Origin of the sequence: Paractinoplanes pyxinae, from assembly GCF_026626335.1 — a bacterium.
Taxonomy (GTDB): domain Bacteria; phylum Actinomycetota; class Actinomycetes; order Mycobacteriales; family Micromonosporaceae; genus Actinoplanes; species Actinoplanes pyxinae.
The window spans coordinates 115,058-132,901 of the sequence record NZ_JAPNTZ010000015.1; the positions used below are offsets into that span (position 1 = coordinate 115,058).

At 71.4% G+C, this 17,844-nt stretch carries 16 protein-coding genes; 7 read left to right on the forward strand and 9 right to left on the reverse strand.

Features of this window, described 5'->3' with window-relative positions; genetic code table 11:
* Positions 1 to 3: 3 nt before the first annotated feature.
* Positions 4 to 1,017, reverse strand: a complete 1,014-nt coding sequence (locus OWR29_RS35980) for a phosphotransferase (protein ID WP_267567956.1) — start codon at positions 1,015 to 1,017, stop codon at positions 4 to 6.
* Positions 1,018 to 1,070: 53 nt separating this feature from the next.
* Between OWR29_RS35980 and OWR29_RS35985 the strand changes: the two genes are divergently transcribed.
* The 7 genes from OWR29_RS35985 to OWR29_RS36015 all read left to right on the forward strand — a co-directional run bounded on the left by OWR29_RS35985 (position 1,071) and on the right by OWR29_RS36015 (position 8,858).
* Positions 1,071 to 2,117 carry a DUF4037 domain-containing protein gene (locus tag OWR29_RS35985; RefSeq protein WP_267567957.1) on the forward strand — a complete coding sequence of 349 codons (1,047 nt, stop codon included), beginning with the start codon at positions 1,071 to 1,073 and terminating at the stop codon, positions 2,115 to 2,117.
* 34 nt (positions 2,118 to 2,151) lie between these two features.
* Entirely contained in the window at positions 2,152 to 2,784 is a 633-nt protein-coding gene (locus OWR29_RS35990) for a LysE family translocator (RefSeq protein ID WP_267568079.1), read from the forward strand.
* Between the two features lie 696 nt (positions 2,785 to 3,480).
* Positions 3,481 to 4,101 (forward strand): helix-turn-helix domain-containing protein, encoded by a 621-nt coding sequence (locus OWR29_RS35995; RefSeq protein WP_267567958.1) that lies wholly within the window; start codon positions 3,481 to 3,483, stop codon positions 4,099 to 4,101.
* Positions 4,102 to 4,103: 2 nt separating this feature from the next.
* The gene (locus tag OWR29_RS36000; protein WP_267567959.1) at positions 4,104 to 4,814 is read left to right on the forward strand and encodes an SRPBCC family protein; all 711 of its coding nucleotides are present in this window, start codon (positions 4,104 to 4,106) and stop codon (positions 4,812 to 4,814) included.
* A 9-nt stretch (positions 4,815 to 4,823) separates the two neighbouring features.
* The gene (locus OWR29_RS36005; protein WP_267567960.1) at positions 4,824 to 5,618 is read left to right on the forward strand and encodes an alpha/beta fold hydrolase; all 795 of its coding nucleotides are present in this window, start codon (positions 4,824 to 4,826) and stop codon (positions 5,616 to 5,618) included.
* A gap of 1,357 nt (positions 5,619 to 6,975) precedes the next feature.
* Positions 6,976 to 8,115: a coiled-coil domain-containing protein gene (locus tag OWR29_RS36010; protein WP_267567961.1), complete on the forward strand. Its 1,140-nt coding sequence runs from the start codon at positions 6,976 to 6,978 to the stop codon at positions 8,113 to 8,115.
* Positions 8,116 to 8,519: 404 nt separating this feature from the next.
* Complete coding sequence (locus OWR29_RS36015) at positions 8,520 to 8,858, forward strand: RNA polymerase-binding protein RbpA (protein ID WP_020517072.1); 339 nt, start codon at positions 8,520 to 8,522, stop codon at positions 8,856 to 8,858.
* A gap of 123 nt (positions 8,859 to 8,981) precedes the next feature.
* Here the strand turns inward: OWR29_RS36015 and OWR29_RS36020 are convergent, their stop codons facing one another.
* The 8 genes from OWR29_RS36020 to OWR29_RS36055 all read right to left on the reverse strand — a co-directional run bounded on the left by OWR29_RS36020 (position 8,982) and on the right by OWR29_RS36055 (position 17,839).
* Positions 8,982 to 9,509: an FxsA family protein gene (locus tag OWR29_RS36020; RefSeq protein ID WP_267567962.1), complete on the reverse strand. Its 528-nt coding sequence runs from the start codon at positions 9,507 to 9,509 to the stop codon at positions 8,982 to 8,984.
* A gap of 49 nt (positions 9,510 to 9,558) precedes the next feature.
* Positions 9,559 to 10,347, reverse strand: coding sequence for a polyprenol monophosphomannose synthase (locus OWR29_RS36025; protein ID WP_267567963.1), 789 nt, complete (start codon positions 10,345 to 10,347; stop codon positions 9,559 to 9,561).
* Positions 10,344 to 11,936, reverse strand: a complete 1,593-nt coding sequence (lnt, locus tag OWR29_RS36030) for an apolipoprotein N-acyltransferase (protein WP_267567964.1) — start codon at positions 11,934 to 11,936, stop codon at positions 10,344 to 10,346. The genes OWR29_RS36025 and lnt overlap by 4 nt, the downstream gene beginning before the upstream one ends.
* 485 nt (positions 11,937 to 12,421) lie before the next feature.
* Positions 12,422 to 13,672, reverse strand: a complete 1,251-nt coding sequence (locus OWR29_RS36035; protein WP_267567965.1) for a glutamate mutase L — start codon at positions 13,670 to 13,672, stop codon at positions 12,422 to 12,424.
* Positions 13,669 to 14,034, reverse strand: coding sequence for a 3-aminobutyryl-CoA ammonia lyase (gene kal, locus OWR29_RS36040; protein WP_267567966.1), 366 nt, complete (start codon positions 14,032 to 14,034; stop codon positions 13,669 to 13,671). The genes OWR29_RS36035 and kal overlap by 4 nt, the downstream gene beginning before the upstream one ends.
* A complete protein-coding gene (gene kamE, locus OWR29_RS36045; RefSeq protein WP_267567967.1) occupies positions 14,031 to 14,765 on the reverse strand; it encodes a lysine 5,6-aminomutase subunit beta in 735 nt (244 codons plus the stop codon). The genes kal and kamE overlap by 4 nt, the downstream gene beginning before the upstream one ends.
* Positions 14,762 to 16,324, reverse strand: a complete 1,563-nt coding sequence (gene kamD / locus OWR29_RS36050; protein ID WP_267567968.1) for a lysine 5,6-aminomutase subunit alpha — start codon at positions 16,322 to 16,324, stop codon at positions 14,762 to 14,764. Before kamD ends, kamE begins: the two co-directional genes overlap by 4 nt.
* A gap of 15 nt (positions 16,325 to 16,339) precedes the next feature.
* Entirely contained in the window at positions 16,340 to 17,839 is a 1,500-nt protein-coding gene (locus OWR29_RS36055; RefSeq protein ID WP_267567969.1) for an amidohydrolase, read from the reverse strand.
* Positions 17,840 to 17,844: the final 5 nt, after the last annotated feature.

The window sequence follows — 17,844 nt, forward strand, 5'->3', positions numbered from 1 at the left end:
ACGTCACAGCACGGCGTCGGCCCAGCGGGCAACTACCCTGAGCACCGGAGCCCGACCGGCCAGCATGGCTTCGATGCCCCGCTTGTCGTAGCCCGCCTTGCGACCACCACCGTTCATCGCGGCCGTCACCATGCGCGGCGCCAGCCAGCAGTACTTGGCCGCCCCGCACGTCATGACCGCGCGGCGCACCGTCTCGTCGTCGACCGCTCCGTCCAGCCCACGCCGGTACTGTTCGGCCACCACCGCCAGCACGTCGTCCAGCAGGGCGATGTCGATGAGGCCGTCGAAGAACGTGTCCAGGGCCAGGTTCGCCGGGTCCTCGCCGATCGCGCCCGTTCCCGCGTACGCCCAATCGAGCAGCACGGGGCCCTTCGGCGCGAACACCAGGTTCATCGGCCAGACGTCGTGGTGGCACAACGTACGCGGAAGCTCGTCGGTCAGCGCGAGAACCTCGACCCGCCGTTCCCACAGCCGGCGCAGCCCCGCCCGCAGAGACGGTTCCCACGCCTCCGCCAGCACCGGATGATCCCAGTCCAGGTCACCCGACAAGGCGTTCGCCATCGTGTAGTCGCGCAGCCAATCCCGCGCCAGCCACGGTTCCACCGGCGGCCGCCCGAGCCAGTGCGCGTGCGCACCACCCAGCCGAAACGCCACCTCGCCCAGCTGGCCCACGCCGGCCGACGTCCCGGCCGTGCCGGTCACGTCCTCCAGCCACATCGCCACCGATCCGTCTGGGCCTTCCACCTCCTCGTACAACTCGGGCCCGGGCAACCCGGGCAGACCCGTAGCGACCAGCCCGGAGGCATACGCCTCGGGCTCACGCCGCCAATAGTTGAAGTGACCCGGGTCGTCACTGGCCGCCAGGTGCTCGGCGGCCCCCTCTCTCCTCGGCGTCGCGACCTTGAGGATCGCGGTGCCTTCGTCACGGTAGACCCGCCAGACGCCGCCGGTAACCTCGTTCGCCGTGCTGTGGATAAGTTCTTCGACAGTCCAACCGGGACGGAGCAGGTTTTCCACAGGCCGACTTTAACGGCGCGAACTTGTCGGAGGCGCCCGCTAGGTTCCACGCCATGACCGCATTCCTGCCCGGCGTCGAACTCGCCCGCCTCTTCTACACCGAAGCCGTCCGCCCCCTGCTCGGCGATCTGCCCCATGCCGCCGCCCGTCTCGGCCCCGGCTCAGACGTGCTCGGTTTCGACACGCCGCGCTCGACCGACCACGACTGGGGTCCCCGCCTCGAGCTGTTCGTCGACGACGACATCGGCGGGCTCGGCGCCATGCTCAGCGAGCAGCTGCCGAAACGCTTCCGCGGCTGGTCCACCCACTTCGAGCCCCCGGGCGCGCGCGTCCGCTCGATGGCCGACACCGACGGCCCGGTCGACCACTACGTGACGATCACGCCCTTCCCGAGTTTCTGCCGCAGCCTGCTCGGCTTCGACCCGGCAGAGGGCATCGACACGCTCGACTGGCTGGGCACGCCGTGGCAGCGCCTCGCCGAGCTCACCGGCGGCGCCGTCTTCCACGATCCGAGCGGTGCGATTTCCCGCGTACGCGAGAGCCTGCGCGGGTATCCGGCCGATGTCTGGCGGTACGTGCTGGCCGCGCAGTGGCAGCGCATCGCCGAGGAAGAGGCGTTCCCGGCCCGTGCCTCCGAGGCCGGCGACGAGCGAGGCGCCCGCGTGATCACCGCCCGGCTCTGCCGTGAGGTGGCCCGCCTGTCCCTGCTGCAGTCCCGGCGCTGGCCGCCCTACTCGAAGTGGCTGATGGCGGCCATACCGCCCGACAATGTCGCCTGGCACCTCACGGCGGCGCTCCGGGCGGATGACGCCCGCTCCCGAGAGGAATCGCTGTGCGCCGCTCTGGAAGCCGTGGCCGAGAAACAGAACGAGCTCGGCCTGGCCGCGGAGCTCCCACCGACACGACGAGAGTTCCACGACCGCGGGTACGAGGTGATCGGCGGCGACCGCTTCGCCGAGGCGCTACGCGACGCCGTCACGGACCCCGCCTTGCGTTCCCGCCCGCTCACCGGCTCGATCGACCAGATCTCCGACAACACCGCACTGCTGACCAGCCCACCCACCTGCCGAGCCGTAATCACAGCCGCCGGCGGCCCGTGACGCCTTCTCACGGCCCGGATAGGTTCCGTTGGTGATGACTTTCGCGGCGCTGTGGTCTTTCGTTCTGGTGGTCGGACTGCTCACGCTGACGCCCGGACTTGATACGGCACTCATCCTGCGCACGGCCACGGTCCGGTCGGAGCGGCAGGCCTGGGGCGTGGTGCTGGGCATCCAGACCGGCACGCTCGTGTGGGGCGTACTGGCCTCGGCCGGCATCACGGCGGTGCTGACCGCGTCGCACGTCGCCTACGAGGTGGTGCGCTGGGCCGGCGCCGTCTACCTGGTCTGGATGGGCGCACGCATGCTCTGGGCCACGTGGCGCCGCGAACCGGCGAGCGACCACGAGCCGAGCATCGCCGCTTCGGCCGGCTTCTTCGCCGGCTGGCGGCGCGGCCTGCTCACCAACCTGCTCAATCCGAAGGTCGGCGCGTTCTACATGGCGCTGCTCCCCCAGTTCATTCCGGCCGGCGCGACACCCCTGCTCTACGGCGTCCTGCTGGCCGGCGTGCACGTCGCCCTCGGCCTCCTGTGGTCCACCGTCCTGGTCGCAACCGCCCGCCGCCTCCGCGGCCTCCTCAGCCGTCCCCGAGCACGTCGCCTCCTCGACCGCATCACCGGCGTCGTCATCGTCGGCTTCGGCCTCCGCCTGGCCACCGAGGCCCGCTGACGCCCGGAGCGGCCCACGCCGCCACCTCGTCCGACGCTGCGCCGCGAGACACGCGATGTGATAGCGCCCAAATCCTCGCTCCCGGCTGGAGACACCCCAGACGATCCGATGGCTCCCGCCCGACGCAGCGGTAGCACGTCTGGCCAGTGATCGCGCCGAATCCTCACCCGGCCAGGCGGGCCGACCTCGGCCAGGCGGCCGACCTCGACCAGGCGGCCGACCTCGACCAGGCGGGCTGACCTCGACCAGGCGGGCTGAGGCCGCCGAAACGTCGGGCTACCAGACGTCGCCTTTCCGCCGCCGCAGCGGACAGCGAGCTTGGCCAAGTAAGCGCGCCGACTTGCCGTTCCGGGCCGTGCGTGCCGATACCCGCCGACTTCCGTGCGCCCGGCGCCTTCGACAGCGAAGGTCACCGCATGACCGGGCGCTCCCCAACAAGCCAAGGTCGCTGGCACCGCCGGGCGGACCACGGCGCCCGTCGGAGGGACGGGCGGCAGTGAGGCGCATCGGGTGATCGTCTCCGCTACGCACGCCAGAGTTCGCTGACTACCGCTGGGTGGGTCCACGCGTCCGTTCCACCTGTCGCCGCGGACCGCGACGCCCGCGAATCGTCGTGTCGGGGCGGCGCTCGGCGCGAAGCGACCGAACGTAAATGCGGTCTGGACAACTTTTCTTTTCGGTGCGAGAGTGGGCGGCGTGGAGGATGTCGCTGTTATCGAGGACCCGGCTGCGGCTGAGGTCTCGCTTGATCCGATCCGTAATCGGTTGCTGGCTGAGCTGGCCGTTCCTGGGTCGGCCGCGATGCTTGCCGGCAAGGTGGGGCTGCCTCGGCAGAAGGTGAACTACCACCTGCGGGCGCTCGAGCAGCACGGGCTGGTCCGGCTGGTCGAGGAGCGGCGCAAGGGAAACGTGACCGAGCGGATGATGCAGGCCACCGCCGCCTCGTATGTGATCTCGCCCAGTGCCATGGCGGCCGTCGCGCCTGATCCGGAACGGGCGCCGGACCGGCTCTCGGCTCGCTGGCTGCTCGCCCTCGCGGCCCGCCTGGTGCGCGAGGTCGGAACGCTGATCAGTGGTGGGGCCAAAGCCCAGCAGCGGGTGGCCACATTCGCCATCGACGGAGAAGTGCGATTCGCCTCGCCGGGCGACCGGGCCGCCTTCGCCGAAGAGCTCACCACGGCCGTCACCGACCTGCTCGGCCGGTACCACAGCGAGACCGGGCGCAAGCACCGCATCGTCGTCGCCGTTCACCCGGCCCTCGACTCCGCCGCTGCGCCGCAACCGGAAACACCAGGTCGTGACGGAGAGGAACGCTGACCATGGGCAAGGAGTACGAGGCCCACATCGAAGTCACCGTGCCGGCGGCGCCCGAGCAGGTGTGGGAAGCGATCGCCACCGGGCCCGGCGTGTCGTCCTGGTACATCGGACGCACCGAGATCGACGAGTCGACCGTGCGCACCGTCTTCGGCGGCGGCGCCATGCCCGCGTCCGATATCACCGCCGCCGACGAGCCCGAGCACTTCGCCTTTCGGACCCCCACTGCAGACGACGGCCGCTTCCAGGCCTTCGAGTTCCTCGTCGAGGGGCGCGAGCAGTCCGGCGCCGTGCTGCGCGTCGTTGCCGGTGGCTTCCTGCCGGGTGATGACTGGGCCGACGAGTACGAGGCTATGTCGTACGGGCTCGAGCTGTTCTTCGCCACGCTCGCCGAATACCTCAACCACTTCGCCGGGCGCGCGGGGACACCGGTCACGGTCTTCGGGCCGCCGGTCGACGACTGGACAGCCGCCTGGGACACCCTGCACGACACGCTCGGCCTGAGCCCGTCACCGAAAGCCGGCGACATCGCCACCGACGGAAGCGAAGTGTTCTTCGCCAATCCACACACGCTTGCCCTGCGTACGAGGGAAGGCCTCTTTCGCTACATCCGGGGCCTCAACGGAACCATGATCGCCGCACACGTGATCTTCCCGCCCGCCGACGCCGCCGCCGGTCGCTGGCAGGCCGTCCTCGACTCCCTCCCCGCCCGCTGAGGAGCACCCATGCCCACCGTCACCTCCGCCGACGGCACCGTCATCGCCTACGAGACCACCGGTCGCGGACCGGCCCTCGTGCTCGTCGACGGCAGCCTGTGCCACCGCGACTTCGGACCCGCCCGAAGCCTGGCCGCCGCCCTCGCCGACACGTTCACCGTCCACATCTACGACCGTCGCGGCCGCGGCGCCAGTGGCAACACTCAGCCCTGGTCACCCGACCGCGAGATCGAAGATCTGGCCGCCGTCCTCGAGGCCGCGGGCAATGACGCGTACGTTTTCGGAGCGTCATCCGGTGCGGTGCTCGCCGCCGACGCCCTCAACCGCCTGCCCGGGTTCAGCCGCGCCGTCCTCTACGAACCGCCGTTCATCGTCGACGACACCCGGCCCGCCCGCCCGGCCGGCTTCACCACCGGCATCGAGGCGATGATCGCCCGCGGCGACGAGTCGGCCGCCCTCAAGACCTTCTTCCGCGACGTCGGCGTCCCCGCCCCGATCATCCAGATCATGAAGCTCACCCCGAACTGGAAGAAGCTCAAGGCGCTGGCCGGCACCCTCCCCTACGACCTGCACATCCTCGGCGACACCAGCCGCGGCGTCCCGCTCGACAGCGCCCGATGGGCCTCGGCCACCGCCCCCACCCTGGTCCTCGACGGCGGCAAGAGCCCGCAGTACATGCGCAACGCCGCCCGAGCCCTCAGCGAGGCCCTGCCCAAGGCCGAGTACCGCACGATCCCCGGCCAGACCCACATCATCAAGGCCACCGCCCTGGCCCCGTCGATCAAGGACTTCCTCACCGCCTGACCACGACCCCATCCCGCCGAGCTGCAGTGTCTCGGCGGGAGGCGATCACGTCATGCCCAGGGGATCGCCCCGGCCCAGCGTGCACCGAACCGCCTTTGCGCCTCGAACTCGCGCCGGCGAAGGCGGCCGGACGGTTCACGTGGGGCAGGCCGTCGGCGAGGTGGCGCTGGCGGGGCTGGGTGGGGGGTGACCGCCTTGGCGACGCTCACTGCCATGGCCCAGCCCCGTCTTCCGAGCACGCGGCACACACCCGCGCGACGGGTGCAGAGCCTCCACGCCCCGCCCGGCACGACTTCGGCCTCGCCACGGCGGCCCAGCCTCGGACTCGCTGCCTGGAGCATTACGTCATCGTCCGTGTAGCCGTTCGTCCTGAGCCGGGAGCCTCAGCCGCCAAACGTTGCCACGATCCTCTGGCCAGGTCGGATTCGTGGGGTCCGTGGCAGACGATTTTCAGTATGCCGTTGATTCCTTTTGGTTTGGCTCTGACGTGATCGGCGACGCAGCGCACAAGCGCTAAGGCATCCTAGGAAGATAGGATGTGATTGATCAAGGATGGCTGTCGTTGGAGGTGCTGGTAACTCTGCCGCCGGGTTGCCATGCGCCAAAGGCAACCGCGACGCTTTGTCGACGCGATGAAGGCGTTCCTCGGGACTACACCGACACAATTGTGATCATCGGTGGCGACCACGTCGGCGCCGCTTCCCGCGGCTTGCGCACCGCCGTTCGGGCGGCCGCATCGGCCCACGCCGGGCTCCGCGAGGGGCGGCCCGCCGCACCATCGTTCGGGCCGGCCGCGTTGGCTTACGCCGAGCTCCGCGAGGGGCGGCCCGCCGCGCCGCGGTCTGGGCTGGCGCGTTGGCACGCGGCGTCTGCGTCGGCATGCGAGCTGGCGCGTTGGCACTGGGGCCGCCGCGTTGACATGCGCGCTGGCGCGTTGCGGTCCGGGCTGCCGCGTCGACACGCGGCCCGCGGGCCGGAGCGTTGGCTTACGCCGTGCTCCGCGAGAGGCGGGCCGCCGCGCCGAGGTTTGGGCTTGGCGCGTTGGCCCGGGGGCCGCCGCGTTGACATGCGGGCCGGCGCAGCGCCGTTCGGGCCGACCACGTGGGCTTGCACCGGGCTCCGCGAGGGACGGTCCGCCGCGCCGCGGTTCGAGCTGCCCGTTGGCACGCGGGCCGGCGCGGCGGTATGCGGGCCGACGGAGCGACGAGCCGAACGGTCCCAGCGGCACCCCGCCCAGCGAGTCATGAGCGATTTACCGAGGCGCGTCCGATTCCGCGGGTCGCTTGGGTGTGGGGTTCGTGGTCGTCGTCGTGTCGTGGTGGGGTTGTGGGGGTGGCGCGCCTAGGGTGACCTTGCGATGAACGAGAACGACGAAGTCGAGACCAAGCCCTGCGCGCACTGTGGACGGCCGGTGCCGCAGCGGGCCTCTGCCGGGCGGCCCTTCCGGTACTGCCGGGACAACGACGGGGAATGTCAGCGCGCCTCGCGGAACGTTCGCATGCGGCACCGCTCCTCCCCCGGGCTGGCCGGACAGGTGGCCCGCACGTGGGAGGTTGTCGATCGGCTCGATCAGCTGGCCACGTCGCTGACCGAGGCGTTGCACTCGGAGTTGTCGCCGGCGGGGGTCGAGCGGCAGGTGGCCGAGATCCGGGCCGAGACGTCGGGGCAGATCGCGGCGGCGCACACCGAACGTGATGACGCACGCCGTGACGCGGAGCGGGCGGCGGGTGAGACGGCTACGGCGCAGCAGCTCGCGTCGGCGGCGGTGGCCGAGCGGGACGAGGCCTTGCGCCGGGCCGAGGAGTCGGAGCGCGGGGCCCGTACGGCGGGCGAGCGGGCCGACGAGGCGCGGGCCGGACGTGAGGAAGCGCAGCGTGCGGCTACTGCAGCCGCGGCTCTGCGGGAGCGGGCCGAGGCGGACCGGGACGCGGCCCGCGATGAGCTCGGCACTGCCCGGGCAGAGATTCTCGACGTACGGCGGGAAAGGGAAACCGCCGAGCGTGAGCTGGCCTCCGCCCTGCGCGACGCTGAGGCGGCAGCGACTCGCGGCGAAGAGCTGCGTAAGGAACGTGACGCCGCCCGGCAGGAGGTTGCTGAGCAGCGCGACGCAGTCAGCAAGGCCCGGCGTGAGATCGCCGAGCAACGTGACGCAATCGACAAAGCCCGGCAGGAGGCCGCCGAGCAGCGGGACGCGGCCGACCGAGCTCAGCAAGCGGCGGACGCAACCCTGGCTCAGGTGCGCGAGGACCTGGCGAGCGCCGTCGCCGAGCGGGACGCCCTCCTGCGTACGCGGGAAGAGCTGGACCGCGCCGCCCGCGACCGAGCCGATCTGGAACGCCGCCTGGCCGCCGCTCAAGCCGAGGCCGAGGCCGCCCAGACCCGCGCCGCCCAGCTTTCCTCCCAGGTCAGCGACCTCGCCTCGGCTCTCGCCAGGCTCGGCTCGGCCCGCCCGGCCACTCCGCCGTCCCAGCCCGCCCCGGCCGACAGCCGCTCCTGACGCGGGCATCGGTGGGCATGCATGAACCGCCGGAGACGGGGCAGACAGCAGGGGTGTAAGAGTCGGATCGGCGACTCAGGGCTGGGTTAACGGAAGTCTCAGCTTCTGGGGACGGCGGACGAATGATGGGCAGCGCCGTACGGAACCAGGGTTGCGGATTGGACTATTACCCGACCGGGTGACCAATATCGCATCACCTGGAGAACACCCATAGGCCGTAAAGTGGACCAAGGTCCACTTCGGTGGGGGTGCGCGGTGCCGGGTAAGGGCCGCGGGCGGTTACGCTCGTAGCGTTAACACCGCCGTCACAACGGTGGTCCAGTGTCTCGGCGACCGTAGGAATCCGACGGCCGCCCCTTTCGTTACACCAACGAGAGCAGCACCACGAGCGAGGGGAAGCCACCATGGGCGAACGCATGCTGCGCGGCAGCCGTCTTGGCGCAGTCAGCTACGAGTCCGACCGCAACACCGAGCTGGCGCCCCGGCAGACCCGAGAGTACCTGTGCGTCAAGGGTCACCAGTTCGAGGTGCCGTTCGCCGTCGACGCCGAGGTGCCCACCACCTGGGAGTGCAAGTTCGACGGCAGCGTCGCCCGACTGGTCGACGGCAGCGAGCCGGAGCAGAAGAAGGCCAAGCCGCCGCGCACCCACTGGGACATGCTCCTCGAGCGGCGTTCCATCTCGGAGCTGGAGGACATCCTCAACGAGCGGCTCCAGGAAGTTCGCACCCGCCGAGGCCGCTGACCCGGCCGGAAGCACCATCACAAAAGCCGCCCCGGAACACCGGGGCGGCTTTTTCGCGCGCTGACCAGACGAGAACGGGCCCCCGCCAAGATCAGCGGGAGCCCGGAGAGTGCGTGGCGACTTCTAACGCAGGACTTCGCCCTCGATGACCTCACCCTCGATGGCGGCGGCCGGCGTGCGCTGGGCGGGGGCGGGCTCGTCGACGATCACGTCGATCGGGTCGCCGGGGTGCACGCGGACGTGGCGGGCCCCGAACAGGTCGGACGCGGCGGCGCCACCGACGCGGCGTTCGGCGTAGCGCTCCATCTGGTGCCGGGCCAGCTGGCGCCCCGGCGGCAGCAGCAGAAGCAGGCCGGCCACCGACGACACGAAGCCCGGGATCGCCAGCAGCAGCGCCCCGAGCAGCCCCACGAGGCTGTTGGAGACCTCACGCCCCGGCGGGCGCCCTTCGGCGGCGGCCGCCTGGAAACGGCGCCAGCCCTTCATGCCCTCGCGGCGCAGCAGCGCCATGCCGGTGAGGCTGGCCGCGACGCCCAGCAGGACGGCCCAGAGACCGCCGATGGCGTGCACGACGGCGATGAAGACAACGATCTCGACTATGGCCAGCGCCGGCAGCACCAGCGGTAGCAGGGCAAGGCCTCGACGACGCATGCGGTCCCTCCGTGTCAATCGACCTCAAGCATGACACGCAGCGGCCCGCTCACGGCCAGGTGGAACCCTCGGCGGCCCGCTTGCCGAACCGCTTGCGGATCACCTCGCGCCGGGCCTGCAGGCCCCACAGCGTGACCCTGAGCAGCTGTTCCTTGAAAATATTGCCGCTCATCTTGCTGACGCCGTGTTCGCGCTCGGTGAACGTGATCGGCACCTCGGCGATGCGGAACCCGGCCTGGTAGGTGCGCCAGGCCAGCTCGACCTGGAAGCTGTAACCGGTCGAAGCCACCGTCTCGACGTTGATCTCGTCCAGAACGGGCATCCGGTACGCGCGGTAGCCACCGGTCGCGTCCTTGAACGGCATGCGCAGCGCCATCCGGATGTAGATGTTGCCGCCGCGGGAGAGCAGCAGGCGGCGCATCGGCCAGTTCCGGACGCTGCCGCCGGGGATGTAGCGGGTGCCGAGCACCGCGTCGGTGTCCTTGAGCGCGTCGAGCAGCTTGGGCAGCTCCTCCGGGGCGTGGGAGCCGTCGGCGTCCATCTCGACGACCGCGTCGTACCCCTTGTTCTTGGCCCAGGCGAAGCCGGCCTTGTACGCCGCGCCCAGCCCCTCTTTGCCCGCCCGGTGCAGCACGAAGATGTGGTCGTCGGCCTCGGACAGCTCGTCGGCGATGGCGCCGGTGCCGTCGGGCGAGTTGTCGTCGGCGACGAGGATGTCGGCCTCGGGAACAGCGCGGCGCACCCGCTCGGTGATCAGGCGGATGTTGTCCGCCTCGTTGTAGGTCGGGATCACCACCAGGACCCGCCCCACCCCGGGGTAGCCTTCCGCGTCGCTCACCGTGCCTCCGCATCGTCGTTCGTCGTACGCCGGCGGCGGCGCATCGGCAGCGCGCCGGCCAGGGCGACGATCGTCAATGCGACCATCGCCATCTCGGGCCAGTGGCCCAAACGAGTCGCTAGCGTAGTCGTACCGCCCAGCCTCATGTCACGCACCATCACCGACGGCTCGTTGAACCCGCTCGAGTCGTACACCTGACCGGCCGTGCCGGTGAAGGCGGACACCCCGACCGTGGACACCATCAGCGCTTCCCGGCCGTGCTCGACGGCGCGCAGCCGCACCATCGCGAGCTGCTGACGGGCCTCGGCCTCGTTGAAGGTGGCGTTGTTGGTCTGGACGGCGAAGACCTGCGCCCCTCCGGTGACAGTGTCGCGGACGATGTCGTCGTACGCCACTTCGAAGCAGATCACGTCGCCGACGGTCACGGCGCCGCTGTCGATGACGCCGGGGTGGTCGCCCTTCAGCATGTTGCGCACCAGGTCGACCTTGTCGGTGACCATCCGGGCGATCGTGCGCAGCGGCACGTACTCGGCGAACGGGACCGGGTGGCGTTTCACGTACGTCTGATCGAGGTCGGGGCCGGTGCCGGGGTTCCACAGGATGCCGGCGTTCTTGATGTCGCCCGGGTTGTCGGTGCGCAGCACGGTGCCGACCAGGATGGGCGCCTTGATCAGGTCGGCCGCCCGGGAGATCTCGGCCGCGGCGTCGGAGTTGCGCAGCGGGTCGATGTCGCTGGAGTTCTCGGGCCAGACGACCAGGGCGGGCTGCTTCTGCCGCCCGGCGGCGACCTCGCCCGCCAGCTTGAGAGTGGCGGTGACGTGGTTGTCGAGCACGGCCCGGCGCTGGGCGTTGAAGTCGAGGCCGAGGCGCGGCACGTTGCCCTGCACGATCGCCACGGTGGCGACCTCGCCGCCGGGCCGGGCCACCGGGACCAGCAGCGGGCCGGCGATCAGGGCGGCCGCCGCCAGCGCGTAGCCCACGGTCGGGAGCAGGGGCCGCCGCGAGCGCCAGACCAGCGCGAGCAGGGCGCCCCCGGCGGCGGCGACGGCGAACGTGACCAGCGGGGCGCCGCCCCAGGCGGCCAGGCGCAGGGCGGGGCCTTCGTCCTGGCTGAAGGCGAGCCGGCCCCACGGGAAGCCGCCGAACGGGGCGCGGTCGCGGGCGGCCTCTTGCGCCACCCACAGCAGCCCGGTCACGAGCGGCCACAGGGCGCGCCACCGGTCGAGCAGCGGCGACAGCCAGGCCGTGGCCAGCCCCAGCAGCCCGAGATAGGCGGCCTGGGCCAGCGACAGCAGCAGCCACGGCAGCCAACCGGCGGCGAACGTCGTCCACCACAGCAGCGGCAGGAACAGCACGAGCCCGGCAATGAAGCCGAGCCCGAACGCCCGGCGCAGGCGCCGGCGATGGGTGGCCCCCGCGAGCAGGGCCACACCGACCGGGGAGAGCCACCACAGACCGTACGGCGGGAGGGCGAGCAGCAGGGCCAGGCCGGCCAGCACGGCCATCGGCAGCGCGAACCGGCGGCGGACCGGCCGGTGCCCCGAGGCGTGCGCCGTGACCTGCGGCGCAGCGGGGGGCTGCAACGTCATCTCCACCCGCGAGAGGCTACTCCGCGCCGCCTGAGCGGAAACGGACAGTCGGGGCGGGCGCGAGCATCGATAAGGGAACAATAGAAGGAAGAAGCGCGGCCCCGCCCCGGGACCGCGCCTCATGTGCACCAAAACCCCGGGCACGGCCGATGGACCGCCGGAGGTTCGCGAACGCCTTCGGACCGGCATGCTCCGCGCCGGCTGCGCGGGTCAGGCCGTTGTCTACTGGCGCCCTTTCCCCCCTGCGGACCACCACGGATGTGATCTCTCCGCGTCGCCCCGCCGACCCCCGCCCCCTGGACCTGGCTGAACGCGCGACCCCTGCGAGGACTGCGGCCAGTGGGCGTGGGAACGAAGCGAACAGCATCGCTCCCGTGCTCAGGATTCGACGACGGTACGTCCGTCCCCCGCGGTCCTGTCAACCGCCGTCCCCGCACTCGGGCGTGTCGCGTTCCTCGGCGTGTCATGTCGCGTACCCGTTCGGGCTACAGGCTGTTCACCAGGGCCACCGCGGCGTCACGGTGATCGATCGACAACAGGCCGGCGGCGGCCAGGACGTACTGCTCGTCGACGACTGTCCGGGCGCGGGCCGGCGCGGCCCAGCCGCCTGACTGGTCAGACAGCACCGCGTCCAGCACAAACGCGCCGCCGCCGTGCCGCAGCACGCCACCCGAACCGACCACCAGACGGACGTCGCGCAGGTCCCGCCCGCCCGCCCGGGGCTGACCAGGACCGGACGAGTGGCCGCGCGCGTGCCGCCGCAGCGCCACCGTGGCGGCCGCCGCAGCTAACTCATTGTCACTCGATAGGAGTCCGGATTCCGGCAGTGCCAACTTCTCGGCGACCGCGGCCGCGCGCGTGCCGTCGGCACTCACCGCGACGCCGAGATCACCCTCCACAGTTCTCGACCGCCACAGCGTGCCGGCGACGTCGCGCCGCGGCCCGGATTCGCTCTCGGCATCGGGCACCAGAGCCGAGTAGACGTCAGTGGTGGCCCCGCCCACGTCGACCACCAGGACACCCGTTCCCGTGCTGTCAGCGAGCAGTTCAACGCCCGCCAGCACGGCATCGGGAGTGGCCGCGCGGACCAGCGACGCGAACCGCGGGCCCTTCGACAGCCGCTTGCCGCCGATCACGTGCCGCAGGAACACCTCGCGGATGGCCGCCCGGGCCGGGGCCGGATCAAGCACGCCGATCTTCGGAAGAACGTTGCCCGTCACGGTCACCGGAACCCGGCGTTCGGTCAAGATCTCTTCAGCGACCGAACGTACGTCGGCATTGCCGGCCACCACGACCGGGACCCGCATCCGTGAGGTGCCGAGCCGCCGCGCGTTGTGCAGCAGCACCTCGCCGTCCCCGCCGTCCGTGCCGCCGACGAGCAGGATCACATCCGGCCGGGACTCCCGCAGCGCCGTCACCGCCCGCCCGTCGAGCGGCCCGGCCGCCACGTGCACGACGCGGGCGCCCGCCGACAGCCCGACCCGGTGCCCGGCCTCGGCGGTGACCAGCGACTCGTACCCCACGACGGCGAGCCGCAGCCCACCGCCGGCCGACGAGCAGACGTACAGCGAGTCGCCCCCGCCGACGGCCGCGACCGCCTGATCCAGCCCGGTCAGCACGTCACCGCCGCTGGTGGTCGGCACCTCCGCCCGCCGCACCAGGCTCCCCGCCTCCAGGTCGACCAGGGCGGCTTTCGTGTACGTGGACCCGACGTCGACGCAGACGGCAGTGCTCACGCCTTAGGCGGCACGACGACCGTGCCCGTTGCGGTCACCGCGACAATCGGCTCGTCCAATACGGAAGCGGCCGACCCGCCCGTCCCCCGGCACACGACCCGCGACTCGAAGGCGATCGTCCGCGACCGGGTGCCCATCCGGGTCACCGTGCCCACGATCTCGAGCACGTCCCCGGCCTGGATCGGGGCCTTGAACTGCACGTCGTCGTACGAGGCGAACAGCCCCTCGTCCCCGTCGAGCCGGATGCAGACCTCGGTGGCCACATCCCCGAACAACCCGAGCGAGTAGGCCCCGTCGACCAGGTTGCCCGCGTAGTGGGCGTGCGCGTACGGGACATAGCGGCGGTGAGTGACCGTGATCAAGAAGAGCTCCCTGTCAGGGCGTGGACGAGGTACGAGGCGACTTCGCGCGGGGTCGTGCCCCGGCTGAAGATCCGGTCGACGCCGAGCTCGCCGGCCATCAGCTCGTCGAACCGCGGGCCCCCGACGATCAGAAGCGGTCGCTTGCCCGTCGGCAGCGCCTCGCGGAAGGCGGCCGACATGGCCCGCGTGTTCTGCAGGTGGGCGTCGCGCTGGGTGACGACCTGCGACACGAGCACGGCGTCGGCCTTGCGTTCGCGGGCCGTCTCGACCAGATCCGGCACCGACACCTGGGCGCCCATGTTCGTCACCGACAGCTCGCTGTAGTACTCGAGTCCCTTCTCCCCCGCGATGCCCTTGAGGTTGAGGATGGCGTCGATGCCGACCGTGTGGGCGTCGGTGCCGATGCAGGCGCCGACCACGTTGAGCCGCCGCCGCAGCCGGCGCTTGATGGTCGCGTTGACCTCTTTGGCGCTCAGCAGCGGGTAGTCGCGCTCGACCACCTGCACCTTGTCCGTGTCCACGAGATGGCTGACCTTGCCGTAGACCACGAAGAAGGTGAACCCGTCCCCCATCGGCTTGGCGTGCACGAGCAGCGCCGGGTCCATGCCCATCTTGTTGGCCAGCTGGATCGCCGCGCCCTCGGCGCGCTTGTCGTGCGGGATCGGCAGCGTGAACGACAACTGCACCATCCCGTCCCCGGTGGTGTCCCCGTAGGGCCGGACGATGGTCATGCTTCGCCCTCCAGCGCGAGAGTGACGGGGTTGTAGTAGTCGTCCTCGTGGCGGGCGACGCCGTCGAGGCCCTTGCCCCGGTCGGCCGGCCGTTTCATGATCCCGAACGTGCCTTCGGCGATCGCATCCAGAAGAGACTGATCAACGATCTTGCCGAGAAGAGAAACGGCCTCGTCCAGCACGGAGTGAGCGCGCTGCTGGATGAAACCGCCGGGCGCCGGTACGAAGTCCTCGTGCAGCTTGCCGGCGCCGGTGAGCACATAGCGCACGTTCTGCAGGGCGATGTCGCGGTCGGACAGCCACGGCGTCACCACCGCTTCGGTCATCATGCCGACGAGCAGGATCCCCTGGCCGGTCAGCGCGCCGACCAGGTTGAAGAAGCCGTCGAGCAGGTTGCCGCGGAAGACGTCGCCGGTCATGTGCTTGGTCGGCGGCATCCACTTGAGCGGCGCGTCCGGGAAGAGCTCGCGGGCCAGCAGGGCGTGGGCCAGCTCGAGGCGGAACGACTCCGGCAGCTCGGGGTTGATCTCGAAGGCGTGGCCGAGGCCGAGCTGCCAGTCCTCGAGGCCGGCCTCGTGGGCGAAGAACTCGTTGAGCAGCTGCGAGACCGTCACCGTGTGGGCCGCTTCGACGGCGTCGGCCGTGGTCAGGTAGTTGTCCTCGCCGGTGTTGATGATGATGCCGGCGCGGGCGTGGACCTGGCGGCTGAAGCGCTGGTCGACGAAGGTGCGGATGGGGTTGATGTCGCGGAACAGGATGCCGTACATGCTGTCGTTGAGCATCATGTCGAGGCGTTCCATCCCGGCCAGCGCCGCGATCTCGGGCATGCAGAGCCCGGACGCGTAGTTGGTCAGACGTACGTACCGGCCCAGCTCTTTCGACGTCTCGTCCAGCGCGGCCCGCATCAGGCGGAAGTTCTCCTGCGTGGCGTACGTGCCGGCGAAGCCCTCGCGGGTGGCGCCCTCGGGCACGTAGTCGAGCAGGGACTGGCCGGTGGAGCGGATCACCGCGATCACGTCGGCGCCGGCCCGCGCGGCCGCCTGCGCCTGCGGGATGTCCTCGTAGATGTCGCCGGTGGCCACGATCAGATAGATCCAGGGCCGCTGCTTCGGGTCGCCGAGCCGCTTGATCAGCCGGTCGCGTTCCCGGCGCCGCTGGTCGACGATCTTGAGGCCGCCGTTGGTCCGGGCCCGCGCGGCGCGACGAGCAGCCGACAATTCGGACTTCGACGTGGGTACGTCGAACCGGACCGCGCCGGCGGCGGCCTTCTGGGCCAGGACGGTGATGTCGTCGACCCCGGTGCTCCGCATGGCGTGGAACACCGGGACCGCGACGCCGTGCCCCAGCCCCACGTCGGCCCGCACGGCGTCGACGAGCCGGTTCACCCAGGGGATGCCGTCCGAGTCGGCGCCGTGCACGCCGGCCAGCCGCAGCACCGCCCGCTCCACCGACACGGTGGTGTGCGAGCGGGCCAGGTCGACCACGGGCTGCCCCGCCTTCGCGGCGAGCCGGCGCGCCGTGCGCACCACCCGCGGGTCCAGATCAAGCTTGGACGCCACCCCTGCTCCTGTTCGTCAGACTTCGTGGATCGTGTCGCCGTGCAAGACGGTGCGACGGCACACCGGGGCGCCGCCTTCCAGGTCGGGCAGGCCCTCGCGTACGCCGGAAGTCGTCTCCCAGACGGCGAAGGTGGCCGACTGACCGGGCGCCAGCACGCCCGCGTCGCCGACCCCGGCCGCCCGCCAGCCGCCCCGGGTCGAGGCCGCGAAGGCCGCCCGTACGCTCATCCGGTACACCGGGTTGCGCGGGGTCGCGGCCGCCAGCACCACCGCCCACGGGTCGAGCGCGGTCACCGGCGAGTCCGACCCGAAGGCCAGCTGCACACCGGTCGCGTGCATCGCCCCGATCGGGTTGGACGCCATCGCCCGCTCGACCCCGAGCCGCTGCGCGTACATGCGGTCGGGCCCGCCCCACAAAGCGTCGAAGACCGGCTGCACCGAGGCGATCACGCCGAACTCGACCATCCGGGCGATCATCGGCTTGTCGATCAGCTCGACGTGCTCGACCCGATGGTGCCCCTCGCGGACGGCGTCGACCCCGACCGAGCGGGCGGCCAGCGCGAACCCCTCGAGGACGGTCTCGATCGCGGCGTCGCCGATGGCGTGGAAGCCGCCCTGCACGCCGACCGTGATGCAGTCGAGCAGGTGTTCGGCGGCCTGCTCGGCGGTCACGAAGGCCTCCCCGCAGCCGCCGTGCCCGTCCAGGAAGGGCTGCCGGACGGAAGCCGTGCGCGAGCCGAGGGCACCGTCCGCGTACAGGTCGCCCGCCGCGCCGACCGCGCCCAGTTCCTTGGCCTTCAGCGCGCCGCCCAGCTCGCCCCAGTAGCCGAACACCTGCGGCAGTCCCTGGCCGCTGAGCGCGAGCACCGAGGTGAAGTCGGCCTCGCTCGACGTGCCGGGGCCACCGCACTCGTGCACGGCGGCGATGCCGAGCGAGGCGGCCTTGGCCAGGGCGGCCCGCTGCGCCGTGGTCCGCTGCGCGCTGGTCAGGTGGTTGAGGGCGATTGCCCGTACGGCGTGATGCTCGCCCTCTTTGACCAGGGCTTCACCCATGGGCAGCTCCGCGGCGGCCAGCAGGGCGGTCGACGCCAGGGCCGAGTGCACCGAGGCCTGGGAGAGGTAGACCCGGCGCCCGCCGGCGGCCCGGTCGAGTTCGGCCGCGGTGGGCACAGCCTGGTCGGCCCAGGTCGACTCGTCCCAGCCGTGGCCGTGCACGACGCCGTCGGCCGGGCGGGTGGCGGCGAACTTCTCGACCGCGGTCAGCAGCTCGCCCGACGACCGTACGGAGGAAAGATCGAGACCGTCGACGGCCAGGCCGGTGTCGGTGGCGTGCAGGTGGGCGTCGACGAAGGCCGGGGTGACCAGGCCGTTCTCGAGGTCGACGGTGCGGTCGGCGCTGGGCGCGCCGGACGCGTCGCCGAGCCAGGCGATCTTGCCGTCGCGGACCAGCATGGCGGTGGCCCGCGGGTCGGCGGCGGAGTAGAAGCGGCCTCGGGTGTACAGGACCTCAGTCATGAACG

Excerpts from the sequence above, each read along its gene's own strand:
- OWR29_RS35985 (WP_267567957.1), top strand. The coding sequence starts at position 1,071 with ATGACCGCATTCCTGCCCGGCGTCGAACTCGCCCGCCTCTTCTACACC.
- OWR29_RS35990 (WP_267568079.1), top strand. The coding sequence starts at position 2,152 with ATGACTTTCGCGGCGCTGTGGTCTTTCGTTCTGGTGGTCGGACTGCTC.
- OWR29_RS36000 (WP_267567959.1), top strand. The coding sequence starts at position 4,104 with ATGGGCAAGGAGTACGAGGCCCACATCGAAGTCACCGTGCCGGCGGCG.
- OWR29_RS36005 (WP_267567960.1), top strand. The coding sequence starts at position 4,824 with ATGCCCACCGTCACCTCCGCCGACGGCACCGTCATCGCCTACGAGACC.
- OWR29_RS36010 (WP_267567961.1), top strand. The coding sequence starts at position 6,976 with ATGAACGAGAACGACGAAGTCGAGACCAAGCCCTGCGCGCACTGTGGA.
- OWR29_RS36015 (WP_020517072.1), top strand. The coding sequence starts at position 8,520 with ATGGGCGAACGCATGCTGCGCGGCAGCCGTCTTGGCGCAGTCAGCTAC.
- OWR29_RS36020 (WP_267567962.1), bottom strand. The coding sequence starts at position 9,509 with ATGCGTCGTCGAGGCCTTGCCCTGCTACCGCTGGTGCTGCCGGCGCTG.
- lnt (WP_267567964.1), bottom strand. The coding sequence starts at position 11,936 with ATGACGTTGCAGCCCCCCGCTGCGCCGCAGGTCACGGCGCACGCCTCG.
- kamE (WP_267567967.1), bottom strand. The coding sequence starts at position 14,765 with ATGACCATCGTCCGGCCCTACGGGGACACCACCGGGGACGGGATGGTG.
- OWR29_RS36055 (WP_267567969.1), bottom strand. The coding sequence starts at position 17,839 with ATGACTGAGGTCCTGTACACCCGAGGCCGCTTCTACTCCGCCGCCGAC.